The sequence below is a fragment of the Pseudomonas sp. OV226 genome (genome assembly GCF_003148705.1).
Taxonomy (GTDB): Bacteria; Pseudomonadota; Gammaproteobacteria; order Pseudomonadales; family Pseudomonadaceae; genus Aquipseudomonas.
In genome coordinates, this window is the sequence record NZ_QGGS01000001.1 from 445,885 (window position 1) to 470,132 (window position 24,248).

Sequence of the window (24,248 nt, forward strand, 5' to 3'; positions counted from 1 at the left end):
TCGCCATACGCCGTCAACCCAACATTTCGCGCATCCGGTACCACAGCATGCCCAGCGCCAGCAGTGGCGAACGCAGGGCGCGGCCACCGGGGAAAGTCATGTGCGGCACGGCGCTGAATACGTCGAAGCCTTGGCTGTGGCCTGCGTGGATGGCTTCGCCCAAGAGCTTGGCGCACCAGTGCGTGACGTTCAGGCCATGGCCGGAGTAGCCCTGGGCGTAGAACACGTTCGGATGCTGGCTCAAGCGTCCGACCTGGGGGAAGCGATTGGCCGAGATGCCGATCATGCCGCCCCATTGGTAGTCGATCCGCACATTGGCCAATTGCGGAAATACCTTCAGCATTTGCGGGCGCATGTAGGCGGCAATGTCTGCCGGATCGCGCCCGGAATAGTGGCAGGCACCGCCGAACAGCAAGCGCCGGTCCGCCGAGAGCCGGTAATAATCCAGGCCGACCTTCTGATCGCACAGGGCGACGTTATGCGGGATCAGTTGGGCGGCAGCGTCCTTCGACAGGGGCTCGGTGGCGATGATGTAACTGCCCGCAGGAAGCACCTTGCCGCTGAGCTTGGGTTCGAGTTCCTCCAGGTGCGCGTTGCAGGCCAGCACCAGGCTGGCGGCGCGTACCGTGCCGCCGGCACACCGAACCTGCACGGTGCTGCCATGGATCAACTCCAGCACCGGGCTCTGTTCAAAGATCCGTACACCAAGCGACTCCGCCAGTTTCGCTTCGCCCAGGACCAGGTTCAACGGGTGCAAGTGCCCCGACCCCATGTCCACCAGGCCGCCGGCATATACGCCGGAATTGACGACGTGCTCGCGGATCTGCCCGGGTTCGACCAGGCGGGTTTCATGGGCGTAACCCGATTCGATCAGTTGCGCGTGTTCGGCCTTCAGCCCGGCGAACTGCGCCGGGGTGTTGGCCAGTTCGCAGAAGCCCCAGCGCAGGTCGCAATCGATGCCGTGTTCGCGAATCCGATTGCCCACGACCTGTACCGATTCAACTCCGGCGCGTTCCAGATAACGTACACCTTCGGCGCCGACATGCCGGGCGAACCCGCTGACGTCGTGGCCGATGCCGCGAATCAACTGGCCGCCATTGCGTCCACTGGCGCCCCAGCCAATTCGACGGGCCTCCAGCAGGATCACCGAGAGCCCTCGCTGGGCCAGTTCGATGGCAGTATTGACGCCGGTAAAACCGCCGCCGATCACGCAGACATCGGCGGTCAGCGCCTCGGCCAGCGCCGGGCGCGGCGTCAGGCTATTAGCCGATGCAGCGTAGTAGGAATGGGCGTGTTCGTTGGTGTACTGATTCATTTGTTGGACTTCACTTTGCTCCACGAACGGGTCATCAGACGCATGATCGACTGGGGTGGAGTGGTGGAAATATAGAGCTTGTCGAGGACTTCCTGTGGCGGGTACACCTCAGGATTGTTCACCAGCTCCGGGTCCATGAACGGCTTGGCGGCCGGGTTCGGGTTGGCGTAACCGACCGAAGCGCTGACCTTGGCAATCACTTGCGGGTCCAGCAGGTTGTTGATGAACGCATGGGCTTCTTTTGGATTGCTCGCGTCGGCAGGAACGGCCAGCAAGTCGAACCACAGGTTGCTGCCTTCCTTGGGAATGGCGTACGCGATGTTCACGCCATTCTTGGCTTCCTTGGCCCGGTTGGCCGCCTGGAACACATCACCGGAGTAGCCGAAGGCCACGCAAATATCACCGTTGGCCAGGTCCGATACGTACTTGGAAGAATGGAAGTAGGTGATGTAAGGGCGGATGCTCAGCAGCTTGGCTTCGGCCTTTTTGAAGTCTTCAGGGTTTTCGCTGCGCGGGTCCATGCCCATGTAATTGAGGACGGCCGGGAACACTTCATCGGCCGAGTCCATCATCGACACGCCGCACTGGCTGAGTTTCTTGATGTTTTCCGGTTCGAACAGGACCTCCCAGGAATCGATGTGATCGATGCCCAGCACTTGCTTGACCTTGTCGACGTTGTAGCCGATGCCGTTGGTGCCCCACAGGTACGGCACAGAGTGCGCGTTTCCAGGGTCGTTTTTCTCAAGCAACGCCAACAGTTTCGGGTCGAGGTTCTTGAAATTCGGCAGTTGTTCTCGGTCCAGCTTCAGGAACGCGCCGGCTTTGACCTGGCGTGCCAGAAAGTGGTTGGACGGCACCACCACGTCGTAGCCAGTGCGGCCTGCGAGCAATTTGCCTTCCAGGGTTTCGTTGGAGTCGAAGACGTCGTAGATCACCTTGATTCCGGTTTTGGCCTGGAAGTCGGCGAGGGTGGTTTCGCCGATGTAATCGGTCCAGTTATAGACGCTGACCTGTGGCTGAGCCTGCGCAACGGCGCTGAACAGGACGGCCAGCGCGACCGGGACCACGGATTTCAATAGACGCATATCGACACCTCTTGGAGTGATCGTTCCCTCGCTCTGCGTGGGAATGCAGCCCGGGACGCTCTGCGTCCCATTGGAACGCGGAGCGTCCCTAGAGGCATTCCCACGCAGAGCGTGGGAACGATCAGTGGTTGGATTTTTGTTGTTTTAAACGCTAAGCAGCAGGAACTCGCGTTCCCAGGAACTGATCACCCGCTTGAAGTTCTCGTGTTCCGCACGCTTCACCGCGACGTATCCGCGGACAAACTTGTTGCCCAGGTAACGTTCGATGGTTTCGCACTCTTCCATCTGGGTCAGGGCGTCTTCAATGGTGATCGGCAGGCGCAGGTTGCGACGTTCATAGGCGCGCCCTTGCACCGCAGCACTTGGTTCGATGCGCTCGACCATTCCCAAATAACCGCACAACAGGCTGGCGGCAATCGCCAGATAAGGGTTGGCGTCGGCGCCCGGCAAGCGGTTTTCCACGCGCATGGCATCGGGTGACGAAGTCGGCACACGCAGGCCGACAGTGCGGTTTTCTTCGCCCCACTCGACGTTGACCGGTGCCGAGGTGTCTGGCAGGAAGCGGCGGAACGAGTTCACGTTGGGCGCGAACATCGGCAGCACTTTAGGGATGTACTTTTGCAAGCCGCCGATGTGGTGCAGGAACAGCTCGCTCATGGTGCCGTCGGCATCGGCGAAGATCGGTTTGCCGGTGGCGATGTCGACCACGCTTTGGTGAATGTGCATGGCGCTGCCGGGCTCGTCGCCAATCGGCTTGGCCATGAAAGTCGCCGCGACGTTGTGCTTGAGTGCGGCCTCACGCATGGTGCGCTTGAACACGGTGATCTGGTCGGCCAGGTCCAGCGCGTCGCCGTGACGGAAGTTGATTTCCATCTGCGCCGGGCCGTCTTCGTGGATCAGCGTGTCGAGGTCCAGGCCTTGCAGTTCACACCAGTCGTAGACGTCTTCGAACAGCGGGTCGAATTCGTTGGCGGCGTCGATGGAGAAAGACTGACGACCACTTTCAGCTCGGCCCGAACGGCCCATCGGTGCTTTGAGCGGCAAGTCCGGGTCTTCGCAGCGCTGGGTCAGGTAGAACTCCATTTCCGGCGCGACAATTGGCTTCCAGCCTTTGTCGGTGTATAGCTGCAACACTTTCTTCAGCACGTTGCGCGGCGACAGTTCGATCGGGTTGCCGAACTTGTCGAAAGTGTCATGGATCACGATCGCGGTGGGCTCGATGGCCCATGGGATCACGTAAACCGCGTCGGCCACCGGCTTGCAAACCATGTCGATGTCGGCCGGGTCGAGCAGGTCGTAGTAAATGTCGTCGTCGACAAAGTCCCCGGTTACCGTTTGCAAAAGCACACTTTCCGGCAGGCGCATGCCTCGCTCATGCAGGAACTTGTTGGTGGGTGCAATTTTGCCGCGTGCAATGCCGGTCAAGTCGCTGACCACACATTCGACTTCGGTAATCTTGTGATCTTTCAGCCAAGTGAACAGCTGATCGAAAGGGGCATTCATAAAGACCTCATTATTGGTTTTATTAACGTCGGGGAGAGCGGTTTCATCCACCGGACTCTTCCCCTGTGACGCGTTGACGACTATCTTGGGCGAGCCTTGCAGTTCCATCTATCCACTTTAAGCAGCACCAAAACGCACCAAACGAGTGCGTAAGGTCACCCATGTCAGCGTCCAGTCCGATACAGGTTCAAGCGTTCAACACCGAAGATGTCGCCGAGCAAATCCGCGCTACACCGGGTTGGGTCCAGCACTATCAGCAGATGTCCCCCGGGCATTTCGCCGGGCGAGTGCGCTATCTCGACTTGCACGGGGTGGAGATTTACGAAGAGCAGATGAACACCCGGGTCGAGCAGAATTTCAGCGCGCCCGAAGGTTCACTGGCGTTCTGTTTCGATCGCAGTGACAACGCGCTGTACGTGCTCAATGGCGAAAGCCGCAACATCTGGATCACCCCGGAGAACTACCAGGAAATCGCCGTGGTGTTCGGTCCCGACTTCGTTCAGCGACACGGTTTGAACGTGGCGCGGCTGGAAGGGTTGTTCATGTCGCCGCTGAACTCGGGACAGAACGCGTTGTTCAGCCGCTGGTTGAGCGGCACGCTGACCCGACTGGCAGAAACCCTCGACCCGCCGAGCAAGGAAGCCCTGACGCAGCAGTTGCTGGAGGACTGTTTGTACATCCTCGACAACGCCTGTGTTTGTCTTGACCGGGGTGGCTTGCAGCGTCGCACCGAAGAACGCACGATCATGAAACGCATCGGCGAGTGGGCGGCCGATACCCCGGAAGAAACCCTCAACCTGCTCGAGCTATCCCAGGTCGCCGGGGTTCCGTTGCGCCAATTGCAACATGCCTTCAAGGCCTTCACCGGGATGACGCCGACCCACTGGTTGCGCCTGCGCCGGCTCAACAGCGCACACCGTGAATTGCTGGTCAGCACACCCAACGACACCACCGTCGCCGAAGTCGCGATGAATTGGTCGTTCTGGCATCTGGGGCGTTTTTCCAGCAGTTACCGGGCGCTGTTCAAAGAGCTTCCGAGCGAAACACTCAAGCGCGGCAGCCAGCGCTGATCAAGCCGGGGACGACGGTTTGGCCAGTTCAATGCCCGCCGCACCCAAACGTTTCAGAATCTCGAACAGCAAGTCGCTTTTGGTGATGCCGACAATTCTCGGGCTGGCGACGTAACCGGTCACGGTCAAGGTGATGCCGTCGGGCGACAGTTTGCTGAATCGCACATAGACCGCCGGTTTTTCGAGGATGGTTTCGTTCTCGCGATAACAGTCGTACAGCAGGTTTTGTACCTGCTCCGGGTCGATATCCAGCGGGAACATCAACTCGAGGCTCGCCACCCCTTGCGCACTGCCGCCCAGGGTGACGTTGCGCAGGTTTTGCGAGATCAATTGGGAATTGGGCACGATGACAATCGAGCGGTCGCTGAGTTGGATTTCGGTGGCCCTGACGTTGATTCGGCGGATGTCACCTTCGACGCCGCTGATGCTGATCAGATCGCCGACCTTGACCGGACGCTCGGTCAACAGGATCAGGCCGGAGACGAAATTCTTGACGATTTCCTGCAAGCCAAAACCGATCCCCACCGACAGGGCACTGACAATCCAGGCCAGGTTGGTCCACTTGATGCCCAGTGACGACAACGTCAGCAGAATCACCAACGCATAACCGATGTTGGCGAACAGTGTGCTCAACGAGGCGCACATGCCGGGGTCCATGGCGGTTTTGGGCAGGAACTCGTCATCCAGCCAGCGGCGAAAGGCTCGAATCAGGTACACACCGACCATCAGCGCCAGGATTGCATTGAGCAAATGGCCGGGAATGATGTTCAGCTTGCGCAAACCATCGCCGCCAAGAATGGACAGCATTTGGGTCACCAGTTGCTCGAGTGTGGTGCCAACCCCGCCGACAAACAGCGAAATGACCGCCAACAGCAGCAAGCCTGCGCGACCGGCCCCGGACAAGATAATCGACATTTGCTCAAGGCGAACATCGCCAATTCCGAGCAATTGCTTGATCGACTTCCCACTGGGCGTCTTGGGCGAAAACAGGTACTCACAGCTGTCCCTGAGCAACTGAATCAACATGTAAAAGCCTGACAAGATGACGAACCCCCAGACCAGCTCGTAGGTGATGAACCGTGCCAGCGAGACATAGCCGATCAGCAGGGCGAACATCGAAACAACCAACGCAACAATGGTGCAGGTATAAATCAGACCGGCAACGGCGGTGCCCGTTTCAGTGGTGTCTCCTGAGGCCACCGCGAGCCGGCGCGCATGGCTGGCACGACGGAACAAGAGGACAAGAATCAACGTGACCACCAACGCGATCAGGCCCCGCCCAAAGAGTATTGCGGAGGAGCTCATGCCGGTTACGTTGGTGATCTGGGCCGCCGATACCAGTCCGAGCAAGGCTGCGGCCAACACCCTGGGATAGGGTTTGATGGCCTTTGCAACGGAGTCGGAGATAGAGGGCAGTCGCCAGGAGGGATGCTGGTTCGCCAGCAATGCCCGGCTTAAACCAGTGATCAGGACGCAGGTGTAAATGAGCCTTTCGAGCTCCTCGGCAAAGCTCTGGATCATCGGTGACAGTGGCAGTTGTCGCGTGAGCGCATAAAATAACAATTGCACTGCACAGATGGCGGTCAACAATGTCGCCACGACTGAAGCCAGTGCCAGCGTGCTTCGACGCAATCGCCCGGCCGGTATGCGATGGATGCAAATCCAGGTCAGCCCGCGATCAGCCACTTTGCGCCCCCAGGACCAGATGGCCAGGGCGAGCATGATCAGCAGGACAGCCGACAGGCGTTCGCCGGGTTGCCAGGCGGCCGCGAGGGTGTCGCTGACCTGTTGAATGAATCCCCTGAGTCGCAGGCGATCTTCCCTGTTGGGGTGAATCAACGGCTGCCAGAACTCCAGCCCCAGGATGCTGCCGCTGCGAAGGGTGACTTCGCTTTCCAGCAGACTGCGCCGAATGCCGGCAATTTGAGTCATCAGATCGAGGGCGCTGGCTCTGAGTGCTGCCAGGGTTTGCAGGCTGAAATCGACTTTTTTCTTCTGCTCGGTCAGATCGGTTCTTTGCGTGGTGATATCCGATTTCTCTACTGCGACACCGCCGAGCGAGACGGGGCCGCTCAATACATCCAGCTGGGCTTGCAATTGCTTTTGTTCGGGAAGCAGCGCTGATTGCAGCCTGTCCACGTCATTGATAAACAACTGAACGGAATCCTGCAGGCCGAACATCATGATGACGTTATTGGCCAAGGAAACTTGCTGTTTAATCTGGTCCAGGCGCAGTTGCAGGTCTTGCAATGCGGAGGGTGACACCTCTGACGCCGCAGGGTCTGGTGTAATGACTGCAGACGCCGGAGGATCGGTGGCGGACAGCGCGGCGCCACTTTGCAGCAGCAGCGTAAGCGCGACGAAAATCGCTGACATCAATGCATGACGCATAGGCGTGCCCGGCCCCGTTGTGGCTCACTCAACCCTTGAGGTTAGGTCATCAGGCCAAAACGATCGAAAAGTTTCATGTTGGCCGGCCGCAACCGACCTCAATCACCCGCAGGCGGGTGTGATGGCTGATCTACACTTCAAGATGCTCAATAAAGTGCGGGGCCCGTGGTCAACGGTCTGCTCGGTGCCGCACAGGAGGTGATCATGCATACGTTGTCTTCCATCAGCCTGTGTGTCGCATTGTCGGTTTCGTCAGCCCAGGGCTGGGCTGAAACCGTAGTGCCGACCAAAGGCCAGAGTTCGCAACAAACCCAGTTGGACATTAACGAGTGCCATAGCGTGGCTGCCAGTCAGACGGCGTCCACTAGCACGTCCTCTTCCGGTGGCAGGGTCAAAGGGGCGGCAGTGGGGGCCACAGCCGGGGCCGCCGCGGCTGATGTACGTGGACGTCAGCATGATGAGTTTTATGACAACGCCAACAGCGAGGTGAAGCAGGAATATCGCCAAAACCAGGCCAAAGGTGCGGCAGCGGCGGGCGTCGTGGTGGGTGGTTCGCGTCAGCGTCAGGAACGTCGGGAAAATGAGAAAACCAGTGCCTCCACCACCTCGACGGCCTATACCAGTTGCCTGCAAGGCAAGGGCTATCAGGTCAACCCTTGAGCTTGAGCTTGTGTTTGTACTGGACGGTCAAGCAACCGAACCATCAGGTACGCGTACAACGTGACGGCCATGAACAGCCCCATGCGCACGGCGAAGGCGGTGTAGACGTCTTTGCCCAAGGCGCTGTCCTGCACTGACTGGCCCAGCAGGATAATCAACGTGATAAAGGTGTTGAGCCACAATCCCGGGCCAAACCGGCTCGGGCTCAGGGCATACAGCTTGCGCGCCAGTATCAGGCCGAACAGCAGGGTCCACAGGAAGAACATCCACAGGTGCACAAACAGGCTCAGTGCGCACCAAAACAGGATGGCCAACAAACCGCCGAGCAAGGTCGCGCCGACCAGTTCGCGACCGGCATTGCGGGCGCTGGTCGTGTTGCATTGCTGACCCAGGCCGACCGCTTTCAAAATGATCGGCAGGTAGCTCGCCGGGTCGATCATTGCCAGTAGAAATGTTGGCAAGACAATCAAGGTTGCTCGCAACGCAATCCGACTGGCTTCTTCACCTACCGGTGGTGGGGCGGCCGGGGGCGATGGCGCATTGGCAGGTTCGGGGAACATCCAATGACTGATCGCAATCACCATCACCGCCATTAACAAACCCTTGACCAGCGCGCCAATGACCATTGCCGCCGCGTCGAACTCGGCGACGCCTGCCGACGAGATCATGGTCAGGCCCATCACCAGCAACGTCACGATCAGGTTATTGCCGCCACTGAGTCCCCAGCGGAACACCAAAAACAGGCTGACCGCGACCAGCAGTACGCCGCTTAGCGGGTAATAGCGCAGGATCGGGATGAGCAGCAGGCCGATGCCGGTGGTCAGCATCGCGACCAGTGCCAGAACGATCGCGGCCTTGAAGGGTAACGGTCGATTGACCGAGGCCAGGAGCAACAGGCACAGCACAGGCGCAAGAAACGGAATGGGCAACGCCAGGCCGAAACTGACCGCCAGGCACAATGCCGTGCCAGTGGCCAGCCGTAAGGCACGCTGCTCCCGTGGGGTACGCTTAGTAGGCATAAGACAGCCAGCTCATCAGGCGTAAATAGACCCGGCCAAGCGGGTTGAGCAGACTGCCTTCGCTGGTAAAGGCCATGACTTCAGCCTGCCCACCGGCACGAATGCCACCGCTGCCAAGCAGCGCGCTCATAGACTCCTGGGAAAACTCGATAATCACTGGGAACCGTTGTGCGGGGCGTAGCCAGTCCCGGCTGTTTTGAATGCCGGGCAAGGTGCCGGGCGGGGTCGGCTGTCCGACGCTGATGCCATAACCGACGCTACGTACGTGGCCCGAGTAAACTTCGCCTGGCATCGAATCGAGCACAATGGACACCGGCGTGTCGGGCCCGACATGACCAAGGTTGTTCTCGGTCATGTCGGCCGTGATCCAGATGTCCTGAATGGTGATCAGGGTCATGACCGGGCCGCCCGCCGAGGCGAATTGCCCGACATCGGTACGCAGGTCGGTGATCAACCCTGCCGAACGCGCGCGTGTCTGCGTGTTGGACAGGTCCAGTTCGGCTTTTGACAGGGTCGTAGCGGCGCTGCGCAATTTTGCGTTGACGTCTTCGCCGCCGCCTTCCGTTTCTTTGGCACGTTCTACTTCGGCGCGGGCAGCGGCGGTTTGACTGATTGCCGCGTCGCGGGTGGTGCGTGACATTTCGAGCACGCGTACGGAGATGGTCCCCGGGTCTTCACGGTACAACCCTTCAAGGCGCTGATTCTCCTGACGTGCCTTGGTTTCATTGGCCTGTGCGGTGCGCAGAGTCGCTTGCGCCGAGGCAATCCCCGCGGTGCTGGCGCCTAATTGCCGGCGTGTTGTTTCAAGGTCGGCGCGGGCACGGTCGACGGCAATCTTGAAGGGGGCCGGGTCCACTTCGAAGAGTACGTCGCCGGCCTTGACGGTCTGATTGTTGTGGACGTTCACGCGGATCACCCGACCCGCGACCTCCGATGCCACCGGGATCACCAGCGCGCCCACGCGCGCTTGTTGCGTATACGGCGTGAAACGGTCGGCCAGCAAGTACCAGACCAGGCTCAGGATGATCAGTATCAACACCCACTTGATGCCTTTTTTAACCGGGTCGGCCGCCACCGGTTCGGCGGTGACGGGGGAGGGCTGCGAGGCTTCACTCATGGCTAGTTTCCTTGTCAGGCAGCGGGTAAGCGGGCAGCGCGGCGTTGGGCTCATCCAGCATGTTGCCCCAATCAGTGCGTTTTTCCATCAGCTGGCGGGTGGCCGGGTCCACACGGGGCAGGGCGGAGTACCAACCGCCGCCCAAGGCCTTGTACAGGGCGATGACATTGCTGACTGCATTACCGCGTGCGAGCAGGTAATTGTCCTGTTGTTGGAGCAACGCGCGTTGAGCGTCCAGCACCCGCTGAAAGTCAGCGTAACCTTCGCGGAATTGGACGCTGGCCAGCACCAGCGAACGTTCGGCAGCCCCTCCGGCGTCGCGCAGGATGCGTTCGCTCTCCAGTGACTGGATCAGGCCGTTGGCCGCATCATCGGCCTCGCGTGCGGCTTGGCGTACCTTGTCGCGGTAGGCTTCGATCAACTGCTGCAACCGCGCGTCCTGGACGCGCACGTTGTTGGCGATCTGCCCGTGATCGAACACATTCCAGCGCAGACTGGGGCCACCAACCAGGTCCAGGCTGCTGGACGTGCCATGGAGCGTATCGGTCGACCAGACAATGCTGCCGAGCAGCGTCAGCGACGGATAGAAATCGCTTTCGGCCACGCCAATCAGCGCCCCTTGCGCCGCGACGTTCAGTTCAGCCGCTCGTACATCAGGTCGACGCAGCAGCAGGGTGGCGGGCACATCTTGCAGCACGGCGCGATCAACCAGCGGGATCAGGCTTTCGTTGTCGACCACCTGTGGCAACGTGCCCGGCGGTTGCCCGATCAGCACCGCCAAGGCGTTGCGCGTACGTTGCAATTGGTCCAGCAGGCCGGGAATAGTGGCCAGCGTGCCCAAGTACTGGGTTTTGGCCTGTTGCAGATCGAGTTCAGCATCCTGGCCGCTGTTGAACAGTTTTTCGGTGATCTCGAAATTGCGTTTTTGCTGCTTGGCGTTTTCACGCGCGACGCGCAAACGGGCGTCCGTGGTGCGCAATGAAAAGTAGGCATCCGCCACCTGGGCGCGCACCAATACCAGAACGTCTTCGTAGTTGGCCTGGGCGGCAAAATAACTGGCATCGGCCGACTCGATGGCGCGACTGAAACGCCCCCAGAAGTCGAGCTCCCAGCCGATGTCAAACGCGGCACTGTGTTGCCAGAAATTATTGTCCTTGGGGTTGTTGCCACCGTATTGGTGACGCTTGACGTACAAGCTGTCGGCGCTGGCTTGCTGCAGTTGCGGGTACAGCCCGCTTTGCGCAATGCCCAGTTGGGCGCGGGACTCCATGACGTTCAACCCGGCGATTCTAAGGCTGGAGTTGTAGGCATCCGCTTGCGTAATCAGTTTATCGAGCACCGGGTCGCGGAAAATGTGCCACCACTGTCGCAGATCCGGATTGGTGCCGCGTTGGCTGGATTGCTCAAGGGCAGGGGAGTCCCATGTTTTGCTCCACTCCTCAGCCGGCGGCTGGAAGTCCGGTCCCAGACGAATGCAGCCGCTCAGGCCCAGAGCTGCCAGGAGGATGAGGTGGGCCGGGCGTGTCGAAGGGGATCGGCTTGGAGGCATTGTCCAGAGTCCAGCCAAGAAAGTTCTCTGGAGCATAGACGCCCGAGCGCATTGTCGAGGCCGGCGTTGGCTTTTTCTTACCGGGAAATAATCCCGTGATCGATCGCGTACTTGACCAGCGCCGCAGGTTTGTCGATGTTGAGTTTGCGGCGGATGCTCAAACGATGGGTTTCGACCGTGCGCACGCTGATGTCCAGTTCGCGGGCCATTTCCTTGTTGTTAAGCCCCTGAGCCATTTTGTACAACACCTGGCTTTCGCGCGGCGTCAGCTCGTTGTCCGAGCTTTTATCGGCGATCAGCCGCTGCGCGATTTCGGCGCTGTAGAACGTGCCGCCGCTGGCAATGGCTTCGATGGCCGCAATGATTTCCCGCGACGGTGAGTTTTTCAGGACGTAGCCGCTGGCACCGGCACGAACGGATTCGCTCACGTATTCGTTATTGTCGTACATGCTCAGCACCAGCACCTTCAGTGACGGGTATTGGCTGCGCAACACACGCGTCAGCTCCAGCCCGTTCATGTCGCGCAAGCTGATGTCGACCAGCAACAAGTCCGGCTGGCAGCGCCCGACCATCTCGATGGCCTGCGCGCCACTCTCGGCTTCGCCGACCACTTCCAGGGGCGCCATGACCGCCAGCAGCGCTTTGATTCCGTCTCGGACCAGGGCGTGATCGTCGACCAGGGCAACGCGGATCGGGTAGGGCAGGTTCATCGCGGGTATTCACTCTTGTTGTCTGGGGGTGAGTCAGCGTTTCGTTGCGGGCGCTTTCATTGGCAGCAGCACGTCCAGCTCACTTCTTCCGGGCATCGATATCAGTTCGAAACGACCGCCAAAATGCTCGACACGTTCACGGATGTTACGCAAGCCGATGCCCGCGTGGCGACGTTCGACCCGGGCGACGTTGAAACCGATGCCGTCATCCACCACGCTCAGTCGTACCGATTCTCCCGCGCCGAGCAGGGTAATGGACACGTTTTTCGCCTGGGCGTGGCGTTCGATATTGGTCAGGCCTTCTTGCACGATCCGGAACAGCGCAACCGCCGCGCCATCGACCAGGTGACAATCGAACTCATTGTCGTCGTAAGTCACTTTGAGACCGCTGCGTTGCTCGAATTCGGCGGCGAGCTGGCCGATGGCCGCGCGCAGGCCCAAGGTGTCGAGCAAGGAAGAGCGCAAGTCGTGCGAGAGGCTGCGGACCTCACCGATGGCTTCGCCCAGGCGTTCGGTGGCGTCCTTTAACGTGCTCAAACCCTTGTCATGTCCCTGTTCATTTTCCAGCAGATGGCTGGCCAGCTCGAAACGAAACTTGATTGAAACCAGCAACTGGCTGATACCGTCGTGCAGCTCACGGGACACCCGAGACCGCTCTTCTTCCTGCAGGCTGACGATACGCTGGGTCAGGCGCTGCAACTTTTTATCCGCCAGGCGATGCTCGCTGACGTTCAGTGTCATGCCGCTGGCGAACACAAACAGCACCGCCACCAGTGCCACGACGGCAATCGCCAGCATGGTTTTGCGAATACCCATGGCCACTTCGTCGCGGGCCTGCTGCGTGGCGCGCTCAACGTCTTCAAGGTAAATACCGGTGCCGATCATCCAGCCCCAACGGTCCAGCATCACCACGTAAGCGAGCTTGTCGGTCACTTGGCCGGAGGACGGTTTGTTCCAGGCGTAGCGCTGAAAACCTTCGCCCGATTGTGCACTTTTCAGCAGCGCCTGAATCACCGGCAAACCGTGCGGGTCTTTCATGTCCCACAGGTATTTGCCCACCAGTTCGGTCTGGCGCGCGTGCATCAGGCTGCGACCTTCGCGGTCGTAGACGAAAAAATAGCCATTGATGCCGAAGCTGAGCTTGCGCAGTTCTGCCAGCACTTGTTGCTGGGCGTTCGCGTCACCGTGGCCGTCGTCGTACAGCGGCGCGATCAGGCTTTGCGCCATTTCCACGTAGTTTTTAAGTTCGGCCCGTTTGCTGGCCAGAATGCTGTCTTCGATCAACTGCGCCTGTTGATCGCCAAGTTGGCGGTTCATCGAAATCAGCAGCGCGCAGATCACCGCGATGGCCAATACCAGCGGCAGAATCCCGAGCGCGACGATTTTGTGTTTGAGCTGCATCTTGGCTCCTGACCGGACCGAGGGAAGGCGAAGGCCCGGCATCATAGGCCAAAGATACGCTGGGCCAGTAGCGCTGCTGGACGGAATGACTGACGGCCTGGGTGTGTCAGCTGAAATACAAACCCTTGTAGGAGTGAGACCGGCTTGCCGGCGATAGCGATCTACCCTCCAACATCAATGTCGCCTGATACACCGCTATCGCCGGCAAGCCGGTCTCACGCCTACAGAGGATCAGTGGTATCTACGTAGAACTACGTAGAAACCACATACGTAGTAACGCGGATTTATTTGTAGACGGCATGCGGGGATATTGGGCCAGCTCTGCACCGCGGACACAATTATAAAAATTACCGCCGCAGTCCACTGACTGTCGGCAGGAGACACGCTATGCCCCGTCTGGCTAAACACCTCGCCTGGTTTGCCGTGGCTGTTCTGGGAGCGATTGCGCTAAGTGTCGTGGCCCTGCGCCGCGGCGAAGCGATCAACGCCCTCTGGATCGTAGTCGCAGCCGTCGCTATCTACCTTGTTGCCTACCGCTACTACAGCTTGTTCATCGCGACCAAAGTGATGCAACTGGACCCCAATCGTGCCACGCCCGCGGTCATCAATAATGATGGCCTGGATTACGTGCCGACCAATAAACACGTGTTGTTCGGTCACCACTTCGCGGCCATTGCCGGCGCGGGGCCTCTGGTCGGGCCGGTACTGGCGGCACAGATGGGTTACCTGCCCGGTACACTCTGGCTGATCGCCGGCGTGGTGTTTGCCGGTGCCGTTCAGGACTTCATGGTGTTGTTCATGTCGACCCGCCGCAACGGTCGGTCCCTGGGCGATATGGTCCGTGAAGAAATGGGTCGCATCCCCGGCACCATCGCGCTGTTTGGCTGCTTCCTGATCATGATCATCATCCTCGCGGTGCTGGCGCTGATCGTCGTGAAGGCCCTGGCCGAGAGCCCGTGGGGCATTTTCACGGTGATGGCGACCATCCCGATCGCGATGTTCATGGGCATCTACATGCGCTACATCCGCCCGGGTCGCATCGGTGAAATCTCCGTGGTCGGCGTGTTGCTGCTGCTGGGCTCGATCTGGCTGGGCGGGCAGATTGCCGCCGACCCGGTCTGGGCCAAGGCCTTTACCTTTACTGGCATCCAGATCACCTGGATGTTGATCGGCTACGGTTTTGTGGCCGCGGTGTTGCCGGTGTGGCTGATTCTGGCCCCACGTGACTACCTGTCGACCTTCCTGAAAATCGGCACCATCGTCGCCCTCGCGATCGGCATTCTGGTGACCATGCCCGAGCTGAAAATGCCCGCGCTGACCCAGTTCATCGACGGCACCGGCCCGGTATGGAAGGGCGGTCTGTTCCCGTTCCTGTTCATCACCATCGCTTGTGGCGCGGTCTCGGGATTCCATGCGCTGATTGCTTCCGGCACCACGCCGAAGTTGTTGGCCAGTGAAGGGCATGCCCGTTACATCGGTTACGGCGGCATGTTGATGGAGTCCTTCGTGGCGATCATGGCCATGGTTGCGGCTTCGGTGATCGAGCCGGGTGTGTACTTTGCGATGAACAGCCCGGCGGCATTGGTCGGCGCAGATGTTGTCTCGGTCGCTCAAACCGTCAGCAGCTGGGGTTTTGCCATTACCCCTGATGCGCTGCAAGCGGTGGCCAAGGACATCGGCGAAACCACCATCCTGGCCCGTGCCGGTGGTGCGCCGACCCTGGCGGTCGGTATTGCGCAGATCCTGCACCATGTTCTGCCGGGTGAAAACACCATGGCGTTCTGGTACCACTTCGCGATCCTGTTTGAAGCGCTGTTCATCCTGACCGCGGTAGACGCCGGGACTCGTGCCGGTCGCTTCATGCTCCAGGACTTGCTCGGCTCCTTCGTTCCGGCGCTCAAACGCACGGATTCCTGGACCGCCAACCTGATCGCCACCGCCGGTTGTGTGGCGATGTGGGGTTACTTGCTCTACCAAGGCGTGATCGATCCACTGGGCGGCATCAACACGTTGTGGCCGTTGTTCGGTATCTCCAACCAGATGCTGGCCGGTATTGCGCTGATGTTGGCCACCGTTGTGCTAATCAAAATGAAGCGTCAGCGTTATGTCTGGGTCACCATGTTGCCGGCGGTCTGGCTGTTGATCTGTACGGTGACGGCGGGCTTCATCAAGCTGTTCGATGCCAACCCGGCCATCGGTTTCCTGGCGCTGGCCAAGAAGTACAGCGATGCACTGGCCAACGGTCAGGTACTGGCCCCGGCCAAGAGCATTGATCAGATGCAACATGTGATCTACAACGCCTACACCAACGCAACGCTGACGGCGCTGTTCCTGTTCGTGGTCTTCAGCATTCTGTTCTTTGCACTCAAGGTGGGTATTGCCGCCTGGGGCACCAAGGAACGCACGGATAAAGAAGCGCCATTCCAGGCCATTCCGCATGTTCAATGACCTGAGTCGCCTCGGTAAGTACCTTGGTCAGGCCGCACGCCTGATGGTCGGCATGCCGGATTACGACACCTACGTCGAGCACATGCAGAACAAACACCCGGATAAACCGGTGATGAGCTACGAAGTGTTCTTCAGGGAACGCCAGGAAGCCCGTTACGGGGGAGGGAACGGACAGACGCGCTGCTGTTGATAGCGACGTGAGTACATAAAAAACCCGGCCGATGAGGCCGGGTTTTTTAATGGTCGCGGATAAACATCCATTGCACCGTTCACGCTGAATCCGGGTTACGCCGATGTTTCGGTGTTCAGCCGTCATTTCAAACAATGGACCGGGCTCTTGCCGCGCAACTGGCAAGCACAACAACCGCCCTGAGCCCAAATCTGACAACCGTTCATCGCTGAACTACGCTGCCACACGAACCTCAGTCCTGAATTTGTGACGTAAGGAAGTGACACATGCGCAGCAGTTCGCTCGCGATTTTGATGGCTGTATTCGGGATGTTCTGGTCGGTGCTCTTGTGGGCTGAAGACGCGCCCAACGTGGTAGATCCCCCCGCTGAACTTAAAGTGGCCAACCGCAGCATCATGGTGTTTCGCGCGACGATCCTGGGTGAGGCCCCGGCCGCACGGGTCAAACGCGCCAAAGTCGTGATCAGCGACGCGCTGGGCGAGACCGATGATCTGAGCGTTACCGTCAGCCCGATACAGAACAGTTACCTGGTGTTATTAGGGGCCCGGCGGGCGTTTATCGTTGCTCCTCACGATGTCGACAACGTGGAATTCACCTCGGTCCAGGAGGCTGCCGACAGTGCGGCGGCAAAGCTGCGTCTGGTGGTGGCCGAAACCCAGGAAGCACGCAGCTTGCAGTTGATACTCCGGTCCGCGGCCGTGGGGGCTTTGGCCACGGTCATCTATGTTGTGCTGCTCTGGGGCATGGCATCTCTGCGCCGTCGCATGATGATGAAACTGCCCGAGCTGATGGACCGGCATACCCAGGCATTGAAAGTAGGGCGCGTCCAACTGGTCGACGCCAATTACCTGTATCCGCTGGTCACCCGTTTGCTGGAGGTGTTGCGCTGGGCAGTCGTGTTGCTGCTCACGTATGAGTGGCTGGGGTTTGTCCTGTCGCGTTTCCCCTACACCCGGCCATGGGGCGAAAGCCTCAACAACTATCTGCTGGAAGTCGCCGAGTACCTGCTGCAAGGGATCGTCGGTGCCATACCCGGTCTGGGTGTGGCGCTGGCCATCTACTTTATCGCTCGGGGTGCAACCGCATTCAGTCGCCGGGTTCTGCGTCGCATGGCCGCCCCCGGCACCCTCAGTTGGTTGAACGCCGAGACCCTGCAACCGACCCAGCGCCTCACATCACTGGCAATCTGGCTGTTCGCCCTGGCCATGGCCTATCCCTATCTGCCGGGCGCTGGCACCGATGCCTTCAAAGGCTTGTCCGTGCTGATCGGCCTGATGATTTCGCTGGGGGCTTCCAGCGTGGTTGGCCAGGCGGCGGCGGGGTTGATCCTGACCTACACGCGCACGCTGCGCCCCGGTGAGTTCGTGCGCATCGGCGAATATGAAGGCACGGTGACCGAGCTGGGTATGTTCACCACACGCATTCGCACCGGCCTGGGCGAAGTGCTGACCGTGCCCAATTCGATGATCACCGGCACGGTCACCAAGAACTATTCGCGCACCGTGCAAGGTCCGGGTTATGTGGTCGATACCGTCGTCACCATTGGGTACGACACGCCATGGCGGCAAGTCGAGGCCATGTTGCTGGAAGCCGCCAGACGCACCCCCGGTGTCCTTGAAGTGCCGCCGGCGCAGGTGTTTCAAACCGCGCTGTCGGACTTTTATCCCGAGTATCGCCTGGTGGCACAGGCCATTCCCAGTCAGTCTCGACCTCGCGCGGTGTTGCTCAGCATGCTGCACGCCAATATTCAGGATGTGTTCAACGAACACGGCGTACAGATCATGTCGCCGCATTATCTGGGCGATCCAAAAGATGAAAAATGGGTGCCCAGAGACAAGTGGTTTACGGCGCCCGCGCAAGAACCGAAGGAACCTTGATACCGTCTGAAAGAGAGTTGGCAGGATTGTCGTGCGGGCCCATCAAGTGGCGGCGAACACCCCGGCCAATGGTCTGCGCATCGTGGACGTTAAACGATCACATGAATCACTGAGCGTGAAACGCGTGGTGCGAGCGGGGCGGATTATTGAGCGCGACGAAGAGTTGCCCCTGATGGCCAGTTGGCATTAATTTGGATGGGCGGTAGCCCTTTTACATTCGAGGCCGAGGCATCGTCGAGGGCTGGAGTTGCTCGCGCGGGATGTACTTGCCGTTGCCATCGGTAAACGGCGGATGTTGCTCCGCGTTTACGGTGTCGTCTTTTTCATGGTCATGGCAGGAGGCGCCACTGATCGCGATGAGGAGGGCGACCATGACAGGAGGGATGAAGTGCTTGATCACAGCCGTTCTCCAATAACATGAGACCGTATGTATTGCCGGGCGCTAGGGCAGGGCATAGATCTTGAACAACTTTCTGTGCGTGTCGCTGGCGCCTCCCAAGTGCTTATCGTACGCCTGTTCAATCTCCCCGGATCGGTACATTTCGCTCAGCGTGGTATCGACCAGCAGGCGGAAATCCTCATCGCCACGCTCCACGGTCATGGCCGTCGGGGCGTACTCGAAAATGCGTTCCAGCAGGACCAGATTACCCGTGGGGTATTGGTTGTCGATGAGGTTCTTGAGCATCATCCGCTCGGAGAACATCGCATCGGCCTTGCCTTCGGCAATCAATTCGAGGCCCGCAGCGGCGGAGTCGACCGTGATCAATTTGGCGACCACGCCGAGCATGCGCATCTGCTGACGAATCCACGCCTCGGTGACGCCTCCCGCCAGGGTGACGTAGGTCTGGTTGGCCAGGCCACGGTTGACGGTGGCTCGCCAGGTCGGCCCGGTATGCGCGACCCGACCGTCGAGCACCTCCAGCAGCGTCGCCGGTGCATCCTGATGCACCACCGCCGAGAGGCCTGCTGTGTAGATCGGCACCGAATAACTGACCGTTTTGCGGCGCTCAAGTGTGGGTGGTGTGGGCGTGCAGAGGATATCGACATTGCCCGAGCTGACGGCACTGGTCTCGTCGGCGACGGTGACGGGTAGGTAGCGCACCTGCAATTCGGGCAAACCCAGTTCAGCCTTGACCTTGTTGGCGATCTTGTCGCAAAGCTCGATGGCATACCCCTGGGCCTTGTCGCCCACCTTAACGCTGAAAGGGGCGAAGTCGGGCAGATAGCCGAGGGTTAACGTATTGCTTGAACGTACGCGCTCCAGGGTGTTGGCACCGGCCAGTGGCGGCACGAGGATCAGCAGGCAGGCGAACCGCAGTGCTGTGGTTTTGATTCGTTGTACGTTCATGTCCCGATTCCCCGTGTTCAGATGTCAGTTCCGTGCAGAAAATCAGGACTAAGGATTATCGACCCCGGTTTGAGCGGATGCGGACAGCCTGGCAAAGCGCTTGGCAAGCACGCCATAAAGCGGATATCCAAACACCAGGACCAGCGCGCCGCCGAACACGGCGTCCTTGCCACATGAGTGCAGGGCGTACAACGAATAGGCGACCGCGATCAGCAGCACGGGCGTATTGCGCATATAGACCGCAGGCGAAACCCGCGCCTTGTACATCATGACCAGCAATCCGGTCAGCGCCGTCACGTAGGGAATCAGGTTGGTCACGGCGGCAAGATTGACCAGTTTGCCGAACTGCGCGGCGGCATTGGGTGAAATGGTCGACAAGGCCATCAGCGTCTGCAACACACCACACGCCAGCATGCCCAGGAGGGGCGCATTGTGGGCGTTGAGCTTGCTGAACAGTTTCGGGAACATTCCTTGGTCGGCGGTCATTTTCGCCGTTTGGGCCAGGGTGAACTGCCAGCCCAGCAGCGAGCCAACACACGCCATCACCGCCAGCGCCATGATGATGTTGCCGACCGTTGGATTGAACATCTGCGCGTAGACCAGCGCGAAGGGCGCCGAAGAGTTGGCGAGTTCGGCGTTGGGGATGATGCCCTGGATGACGGTCGTCGACAGCACGTAGACCACCGCAGCGCCCAGCGTGCCAAACAGGCAGGCCAGCGGCACGTTACGCTTGGGATTTTCCACCGCATCGGAGGCCTGCGCGGCGGACTCCATGCCCAGAAACGCCCACAGGGTCAACGGAATCGCACTGCTGATCGCCTCGGCGTTGGACAGATTGTTCGGGTTCCAGGCGGCAATCAGTACCTCTGGCTTGAACCAGAACCAGCCGATGATGCTCAAGCCCGCCACTGGAATGATCACCCCCCATACGGTAATCGCACCGATCTTGCCGGTGATGCCGGGGCCACCGAAATTGGCGAAAGTGGTCAGCCACAGCAAGCCCACGGTGCCGATGAACAGGGGAATCGCGCCGCTGCCCAGCCAAGGCAAGAATGAGGTCATGTAACCCACGGCGGAAATGGCGACGGCGACGTTGGCAATGGCCAATGAAAGAAAATACAGATACGAACAGAGGAAGAACCCAGACTTGCCATGCGCTTCTTCGGTGTACGCGGACAACCCGCCCGGGCGCTGACAGTAAATGCCGCATTGGGAAAAGCAGTAAGCAATGGCCATGGACCCGACTGCCGTGACGATCCATGACAGCAATGAAATGGCCCCCAGTTGCGCCATGCTCGTGGGCAGCATGATGATGCCCGAACCCATCATGTTGACCATCACCAACGTGGTGAGCCCCACAAGGCTCATTTTTTTGCTTGAGTCGGCCATCGAAAACTCCTTTCTTCACACCACGCAATGCCCCGAAGTCTGGCGCTTGTGCCAAGCTGTTGGGTGTCGGTACGCCACGCTTTTAAATCCGTTAAACCTCTGGAGCCATTACATGAACATCAGTCATGCCAAGCATGTTCGTCGAGAGTTCTACAAAGCTGTGTGGTTTTACTTCCGTGTTGTCTGGCCGATTTTTTCCATACTGCTGACGATGATCATAGTGCTCGGTCTGGTCATCAGCCACCTGGAAGGATGGGGGGCGTTTGACGGCATCTACTTTGCCTTCGTGACCGGCCTGACCATCGGCTACGGTGACCTGGCCCCCAAACTCGCGAGCTCGCGTGTCCTTGCCATCGTGCTGGGTTTCCACGGCGTTTTGATGACGGCGATATTTGCGGCGGTGAGTATCCGGGCCATTGAAGCAACGGCTGAGGCAGCCCAATCCGAACCTCAATCCAGGGAGTAGGCTGCCACATCGCGCAGAACCGTCAGAACGGTTCTGCGATGTACTTGAATTGATAATTGATCGGCTTGTAGCTGCCGATTTTGCGTTTCGGCAGCGTGACTTTCTCTTGCTTGATTTTTTTGTACGGGATGTTTTTCAGCAAGTGGGTCAGCAGGTTCAGCCGTACCGATTTTTTGTCTTCCGAACGAGCAACATGCCAAGGCGCCCACTCGGTGTCGGTGGCCTCGAACATCTCGTCACGTGCCCGGGTGTAGTCGTCCCAGCGGTTGTAGGACTTGATGTCCATCGGCGATAGCTTCCAGATTTTGCGGCCGTCGGTGATGCGCTCCTTGAGTCGACGGGACTGCTCATCAGGGCTGACTTCCAGCCAATACTTGAAGAGCAGGACGCCGGAATTGACCAGCAGGCGTTCGAACATGGGCGCGAGCACAAAAAAGTCAGACACCTGCTTTTTGTCGCAAAAACCCATGACCCGCTCCACGCCCGCACGGTTGTACCAACTGCGGTCGAAGATCACGACTTCACCTGCCGCCGGGAAGTGCGGCATGTAGCGCTGCAGGTACATCTGGCTTTTTTCTCGTTCGTTCGGTGCTGGCAACGCCACGACACGAAACACCCGAGGGCTGACACGTTCGGTCAGCGCCTTGATCGTGCCGCCCTTGCCGGCGCCGTCACGACCTTCGAAAACCACCACGACCTTGGCCCCGGTGGCGACGACCCACTGCTGCAATTTGACCAGTTCGACATGCAGAGTCTTCAGCTGTGCCTCGTAGTCTTTGCGGCTCAGCCCGGCGGCTTCTTTATCTGCGGAGTCGGTTACTTTAAGATTTTGTTTTTTCATCGCAATACTTCAACCTCTTTATGCACATGAATACGGCTAGGCACCGGCGGCCAATACACGGCTAAACCGGTACGGTTTGGGATAAAGGGTAGTTCAATTTCTCAAGGACACCGTTGATGCAAGGCACGCCTGCGGGCAGGCGTGCAATTACTGTTTCTGATAATGCGCAACGGCCTGCTCCAGATTCAGGAACACCCGTGAGTCGCCCAATGCCTGGCCCAGCGGAGCATGGACAACCATCGTGGATACGCTTGGGCTCATGCCCACCAGCCACAACGAGATGCCTCTTTCTCGCAAGCGCTGTTCGGCTGACGTGAGCATTTTCAAGGCGGTGTATTCCAGGTCGAAAACGCTGCGCAGATCGAGAATCACGACGCTGGGCGCTGCCTCTGCGATCAACGAGCGAATTTTCGAACCGAGACGTTCGGCGTTGGCAAAGAAGAGGCGACCTTCAGGCCGCAGCAGCAGCAACCCCTCAAAATGTTCATCGTCTTCGGTCTCGGCGGATGACGGGCGATAGATGTTGGTGCCGGGTTTACGCCCCAGTATGTGTACGGGCGGGTCCGAGAGCTGATAGGCCAGCGCCAGCAACGAAACGATGATCGCCACGACGATACCCTGCAGCGTGCCGAGTAACATGACCCCGACCATTGCCACAATCGCCCAGATGAATTCTGTGCGGCGTATCGAAAGAATGTCGCGAAATTCCGAAGGCTGGATCAGGCCTATCGAATACACAATCACAACGGCGGCGAGCGTGGCATTGGGCATCAAACCAATGAAGGGTGCGAGCAGCAGGCACGTCCCCAATGCGAGCCCGGCAGTGATCAGGCCCGCCAGTTGTGATTGCGCACCGGCGAGGCGGTTGACGGCTGTTTGGGTGGTTCCTCCGCCGGCGGCCATCGCTCCGAGAAACGCGCCACCGACGTTGGCAAAACCTGTCGCTACCAGTTCTCGATTGGGTTGCAAGGCGGGCTCGTCACTGCGCGCAAATGCGCGGCCTGCCGCGATGGTCTCGGTAAAGCTCATGAGTGCAATCCCCATCGCCGAAGGCCAGAGGTCGGACACCATCGACCAATCGGGCAGTGTCAATGCCGGTAACCCGATCGGCACCACACCGACTGCCGACACACCAAAATGCTCCAGGTTCAGCAGGCTCATGCCGGCGATTCCGAGCGCGACCGCAATCAGGGGCGCTGGCAATCGTGGGGTAAAGTGCTTCATGCCTATCAGGATCAGCACCATGAACACACCGACTGCCGCTGTCGGCAAAGAGGCGTGCCCCAGCCCCTGAAAGGTGGCGAGTACGTTGTGCAAAAAACCGGCTTTTTCGATGTGGATGCCCAGCAGCTTGGGCAACTGGTCGAGCACGATGACAATCCCGATGCCCGCCTTGAAACCCACCAGCACCGGGTCGGAAATGAAATTGGCTACAAAACCCAGGCGCAACATCCCCGCCAGGACCAATATGGCGCCGACCATCAGGGCCAGGGTGGCGGAGGCAACCACCAGCGTGGCGGTATCGCCGGAAGGGCTGATATGCCCTAGTGCGGAGGCAACCAGGATGGCCAGGGTTGTGGTGGTACTGACGCTGAGCGGTCGCGAACTGCCGAGTACGGCATAGATCGCCATCGGTACCAGCACGGTATAGAGGCCGACCTGCACGGGCAGGCCTGCAATGGTGGCGTACGCCAGGGCCTTGGGAATAACCACGGCCGCGGCGGTCAGCCCGGCGATGACATCACCCTTGAACCAGGCCGGCCGATAGTGGCCAACCCATTCCGGCAACAGGGCGCTCGCGGCCCGCCGAAAGGGGGATCCTGAAAGCCGATCATCCTGATCGCTACGTTGCTGAATCATGAAGTGCTC

The 24,248-nt window shown here is 59.5% G+C and carries 21 protein-coding genes; 7 read left to right on the top strand and 14 right to left on the bottom strand.

Going from position 1 to position 24,248, the window contains the following annotated elements; translation table 11 throughout:
• Nucleotides 1-13 precede the first annotated feature (13 nt).
• The 3 genes from C7534_RS02260 to C7534_RS02270 all read right to left on the bottom strand — a co-directional run bounded on the left by C7534_RS02260 (nucleotide 14) and on the right by C7534_RS02270 (nucleotide 3,903).
• On the bottom strand, nucleotides 14-1,315 hold the full coding sequence (locus C7534_RS02260) for an NAD(P)/FAD-dependent oxidoreductase (RefSeq protein ID WP_046027295.1): 1,302 nt from the start codon (nucleotides 1,313-1,315) through the stop codon (nucleotides 14-16).
• Entirely contained in the window at nucleotides 1,312-2,400 is a 1,089-nt protein-coding gene (locus tag C7534_RS02265) for a polyamine ABC transporter substrate-binding protein (protein ID WP_109784826.1), read from the bottom strand. Before C7534_RS02265 ends, C7534_RS02260 begins: the two co-directional genes overlap by 4 nt.
• 144 nt (nucleotides 2,401-2,544) lie before the next feature.
• Complete coding sequence (locus C7534_RS02270; RefSeq protein ID WP_077430177.1) at nucleotides 2,545-3,903, bottom strand: glutamine synthetase family protein; 1,359 nt, start codon at nucleotides 3,901-3,903, stop codon at nucleotides 2,545-2,547.
• A gap of 161 nt (nucleotides 3,904-4,064) precedes the next feature.
• Between C7534_RS02270 and C7534_RS02275 the strand changes: the two genes are divergently transcribed.
• Nucleotides 4,065-4,973, top strand: coding sequence for a helix-turn-helix domain-containing protein (locus tag C7534_RS02275; protein ID WP_109784827.1), 909 nt, complete (start codon nucleotides 4,065-4,067; stop codon nucleotides 4,971-4,973).
• On the opposite strand, the gene C7534_RS02280 is transcribed toward C7534_RS02275, so the two are convergent.
• Entirely contained in the window at nucleotides 4,974-7,364 is a 2,391-nt protein-coding gene (locus tag C7534_RS02280) for a DUF3772 domain-containing protein (RefSeq protein ID WP_109784828.1), read from the bottom strand.
• Nucleotides 7,365-7,568: 204 nt separating this feature from the next.
• Here C7534_RS02280 and C7534_RS02285 point away from each other — a divergent pair, with 204 nt between their 5' ends.
• Entirely contained in the window at nucleotides 7,569-8,024 is a 456-nt protein-coding gene (locus C7534_RS02285) for a YMGG-like glycine zipper-containing protein (RefSeq protein ID WP_109784968.1), read from the top strand.
• Here C7534_RS02285 and C7534_RS02290 read toward each other — a convergent pair.
• From C7534_RS02290 to C7534_RS02310, 5 genes are all read right to left on the bottom strand, one after another.
• Nucleotides 8,009-9,043 (bottom strand): DUF2955 domain-containing protein, encoded by a 1,035-nt coding sequence (locus tag C7534_RS02290; protein ID WP_109784829.1) that lies wholly within the window; start codon nucleotides 9,041-9,043, stop codon nucleotides 8,009-8,011. The genes C7534_RS02285 and C7534_RS02290 overlap by 16 nt on opposite strands.
• On the bottom strand, nucleotides 9,033-10,160 hold the full coding sequence (locus C7534_RS02295) for an HlyD family secretion protein (protein ID WP_109784830.1): 1,128 nt from the start codon (nucleotides 10,158-10,160) through the stop codon (nucleotides 9,033-9,035). The genes C7534_RS02290 and C7534_RS02295 overlap by 11 nt, the downstream gene beginning before the upstream one ends.
• Nucleotides 10,153-11,709 (bottom strand): efflux transporter outer membrane subunit, encoded by a 1,557-nt coding sequence (locus tag C7534_RS02300; protein WP_109784831.1) that lies wholly within the window; start codon nucleotides 11,707-11,709, stop codon nucleotides 10,153-10,155. The genes C7534_RS02295 and C7534_RS02300 overlap by 8 nt, the downstream gene beginning before the upstream one ends.
• Before the next feature lie 77 nt (nucleotides 11,710-11,786).
• Nucleotides 11,787-12,419 (bottom strand): response regulator, encoded by a 633-nt coding sequence (locus tag C7534_RS02305; protein WP_046027287.1) that lies wholly within the window; start codon nucleotides 12,417-12,419, stop codon nucleotides 11,787-11,789.
• Between the two features lie 33 nt (nucleotides 12,420-12,452).
• Nucleotides 12,453-13,820, bottom strand: coding sequence for a cache domain-containing protein (locus tag C7534_RS02310; RefSeq protein ID WP_109784832.1), 1,368 nt, complete (start codon nucleotides 13,818-13,820; stop codon nucleotides 12,453-12,455).
• 387 nt (nucleotides 13,821-14,207) lie between these two features.
• On the opposite strand from C7534_RS02310, the gene C7534_RS02315 reads away from it, so the two are divergent.
• The 4 genes from C7534_RS02315 (at nucleotide 14,208) to C7534_RS32490 (ending at nucleotide 18,525) form a co-directional block, all read left to right on the top strand.
• Nucleotides 14,208-16,268, top strand: a complete 2,061-nt coding sequence (locus tag C7534_RS02315) for a carbon starvation CstA family protein (RefSeq protein WP_046027285.1) — start codon at nucleotides 14,208-14,210, stop codon at nucleotides 16,266-16,268.
• A complete protein-coding gene (locus C7534_RS02320; RefSeq protein ID WP_046027284.1) occupies nucleotides 16,258-16,458 on the top strand; it encodes a YbdD/YjiX family protein in 201 nt (66 codons plus the stop codon). Before C7534_RS02315 ends, C7534_RS02320 begins: the two co-directional genes overlap by 11 nt.
• Nucleotides 16,459-16,724: 266 nt before the next feature.
• The gene (locus C7534_RS02325) at nucleotides 16,725-18,335 is read left to right on the top strand and encodes a mechanosensitive ion channel family protein (RefSeq protein ID WP_109784833.1); all 1,611 of its coding nucleotides are present in this window, start codon (nucleotides 16,725-16,727) and stop codon (nucleotides 18,333-18,335) included.
• Between the two features lie 31 nt (nucleotides 18,336-18,366).
• Nucleotides 18,367-18,525 carry a hypothetical protein gene (locus C7534_RS32490; protein WP_158283913.1) on the top strand — a complete coding sequence of 53 codons (159 nt, stop codon included), beginning with the start codon at nucleotides 18,367-18,369 and terminating at the stop codon, nucleotides 18,523-18,525.
• A 21-nt stretch (nucleotides 18,526-18,546) separates the two neighbouring features.
• On the opposite strand, the gene C7534_RS02330 is transcribed toward C7534_RS32490, so the two are convergent.
• Genes C7534_RS02330 through potE form a run of 3 tightly spaced genes read right to left on the bottom strand, consistent with a single transcriptional unit; the run spans nucleotide 18,547 to nucleotide 21,072 of the window.
• Nucleotides 18,547-18,735 carry a hypothetical protein gene (locus C7534_RS02330; RefSeq protein WP_046027282.1) on the bottom strand — a complete coding sequence of 63 codons (189 nt, stop codon included), beginning with the start codon at nucleotides 18,733-18,735 and terminating at the stop codon, nucleotides 18,547-18,549.
• A gap of 42 nt (nucleotides 18,736-18,777) precedes the next feature.
• Entirely contained in the window at nucleotides 18,778-19,683 is a 906-nt protein-coding gene (locus C7534_RS02335) for an amino acid ABC transporter substrate-binding protein (protein ID WP_109784834.1), read from the bottom strand.
• A gap of 48 nt (nucleotides 19,684-19,731) precedes the next feature.
• Nucleotides 19,732-21,072 (bottom strand): putrescine-ornithine antiporter, encoded by a 1,341-nt coding sequence (gene potE, locus C7534_RS02340; protein ID WP_046027280.1) that lies wholly within the window; start codon nucleotides 21,070-21,072, stop codon nucleotides 19,732-19,734.
• A 112-nt stretch (nucleotides 21,073-21,184) separates the two neighbouring features.
• Between potE and C7534_RS02345 the strand changes: the two genes are divergently transcribed.
• On the top strand, nucleotides 21,185-21,538 hold the full coding sequence (locus C7534_RS02345; protein ID WP_046027279.1) for a potassium channel family protein: 354 nt from the start codon (nucleotides 21,185-21,187) through the stop codon (nucleotides 21,536-21,538).
• A 22-nt stretch (nucleotides 21,539-21,560) separates the two neighbouring features.
• On the opposite strand, the gene ppk2 is transcribed toward C7534_RS02345, so the two are convergent.
• Together ppk2 and C7534_RS02355 are read right to left on the bottom strand one after the other, a co-directional pair.
• A complete protein-coding gene (gene ppk2 / locus C7534_RS02350) occupies nucleotides 21,561-22,379 on the bottom strand; it encodes a polyphosphate kinase 2 (protein ID WP_109784835.1) in 819 nt (272 codons plus the stop codon).
• Between the two features lie 147 nt (nucleotides 22,380-22,526).
• Nucleotides 22,527-24,239 (bottom strand): SulP family inorganic anion transporter, encoded by a 1,713-nt coding sequence (locus tag C7534_RS02355; RefSeq protein WP_109784836.1) that lies wholly within the window; start codon nucleotides 24,237-24,239, stop codon nucleotides 22,527-22,529.
• Nucleotides 24,240-24,248 lie beyond the last annotated feature (9 nt).

Coding starts and splice junctions, on each gene's coding strand:
- C7534_RS02260 (WP_046027295.1), bottom strand. CDS start 1,315: ATGAATCAGTACACCAACGAACACGCCCATTCCTACTACGCTGCATCG.
- C7534_RS02265 (WP_109784826.1), bottom strand. CDS start 2,400: ATGCGTCTATTGAAATCCGTGGTCCCGGTCGCGCTGGCCGTCCTGTTC.
- C7534_RS02270 (WP_077430177.1), bottom strand. CDS start 3,903: ATGAATGCCCCTTTCGATCAGCTGTTCACTTGGCTGAAAGATCACAAG.
- C7534_RS02275 (WP_109784827.1), top strand. CDS start 4,065: ATGTCAGCGTCCAGTCCGATACAGGTTCAAGCGTTCAACACCGAAGAT.
- C7534_RS02280 (WP_109784828.1), bottom strand. CDS start 7,364: ATGCGTCATGCATTGATGTCAGCGATTTTCGTCGCGCTTACGCTGCTG.
- C7534_RS02285 (WP_109784968.1), top strand. CDS start 7,569: ATGCATACGTTGTCTTCCATCAGCCTGTGTGTCGCATTGTCGGTTTCG.
- C7534_RS02290 (WP_109784829.1), bottom strand. CDS start 9,043: ATGCCTACTAAGCGTACCCCACGGGAGCAGCGTGCCTTACGGCTGGCC.
- C7534_RS02295 (WP_109784830.1), bottom strand. CDS start 10,160: ATGAGTGAAGCCTCGCAGCCCTCCCCCGTCACCGCCGAACCGGTGGCG.
- C7534_RS02300 (WP_109784831.1), bottom strand. CDS start 11,709: ATGCCTCCAAGCCGATCCCCTTCGACACGCCCGGCCCACCTCATCCTC.
- C7534_RS02305 (WP_046027287.1), bottom strand. CDS start 12,419: ATGAACCTGCCCTACCCGATCCGCGTTGCCCTGGTCGACGATCACGCC.
- C7534_RS02310 (WP_109784832.1), bottom strand. CDS start 13,820: ATGCAGCTCAAACACAAAATCGTCGCGCTCGGGATTCTGCCGCTGGTA.
- C7534_RS02315 (WP_046027285.1), top strand. CDS start 14,208: ATGCCCCGTCTGGCTAAACACCTCGCCTGGTTTGCCGTGGCTGTTCTG.
- C7534_RS02320 (WP_046027284.1), top strand. CDS start 16,258: ATGTTCAATGACCTGAGTCGCCTCGGTAAGTACCTTGGTCAGGCCGCA.
- C7534_RS02325 (WP_109784833.1), top strand. CDS start 16,725: ATGCGCAGCAGTTCGCTCGCGATTTTGATGGCTGTATTCGGGATGTTC.
- C7534_RS02335 (WP_109784834.1), bottom strand. CDS start 19,683: ATGAACGTACAACGAATCAAAACCACAGCACTGCGGTTCGCCTGCCTG.
- potE (WP_046027280.1), bottom strand. CDS start 21,072: ATGGCCGACTCAAGCAAAAAAATGAGCCTTGTGGGGCTCACCACGTTG.
- C7534_RS02345 (WP_046027279.1), top strand. CDS start 21,185: ATGAACATCAGTCATGCCAAGCATGTTCGTCGAGAGTTCTACAAAGCT.
- ppk2 (WP_109784835.1), bottom strand. CDS start 22,379: ATGAAAAAACAAAATCTTAAAGTAACCGACTCCGCAGATAAAGAAGCC.
- C7534_RS02355 (WP_109784836.1), bottom strand. CDS start 24,239: ATGATTCAGCAACGTAGCGATCAGGATGATCGGCTTTCAGGATCCCCC.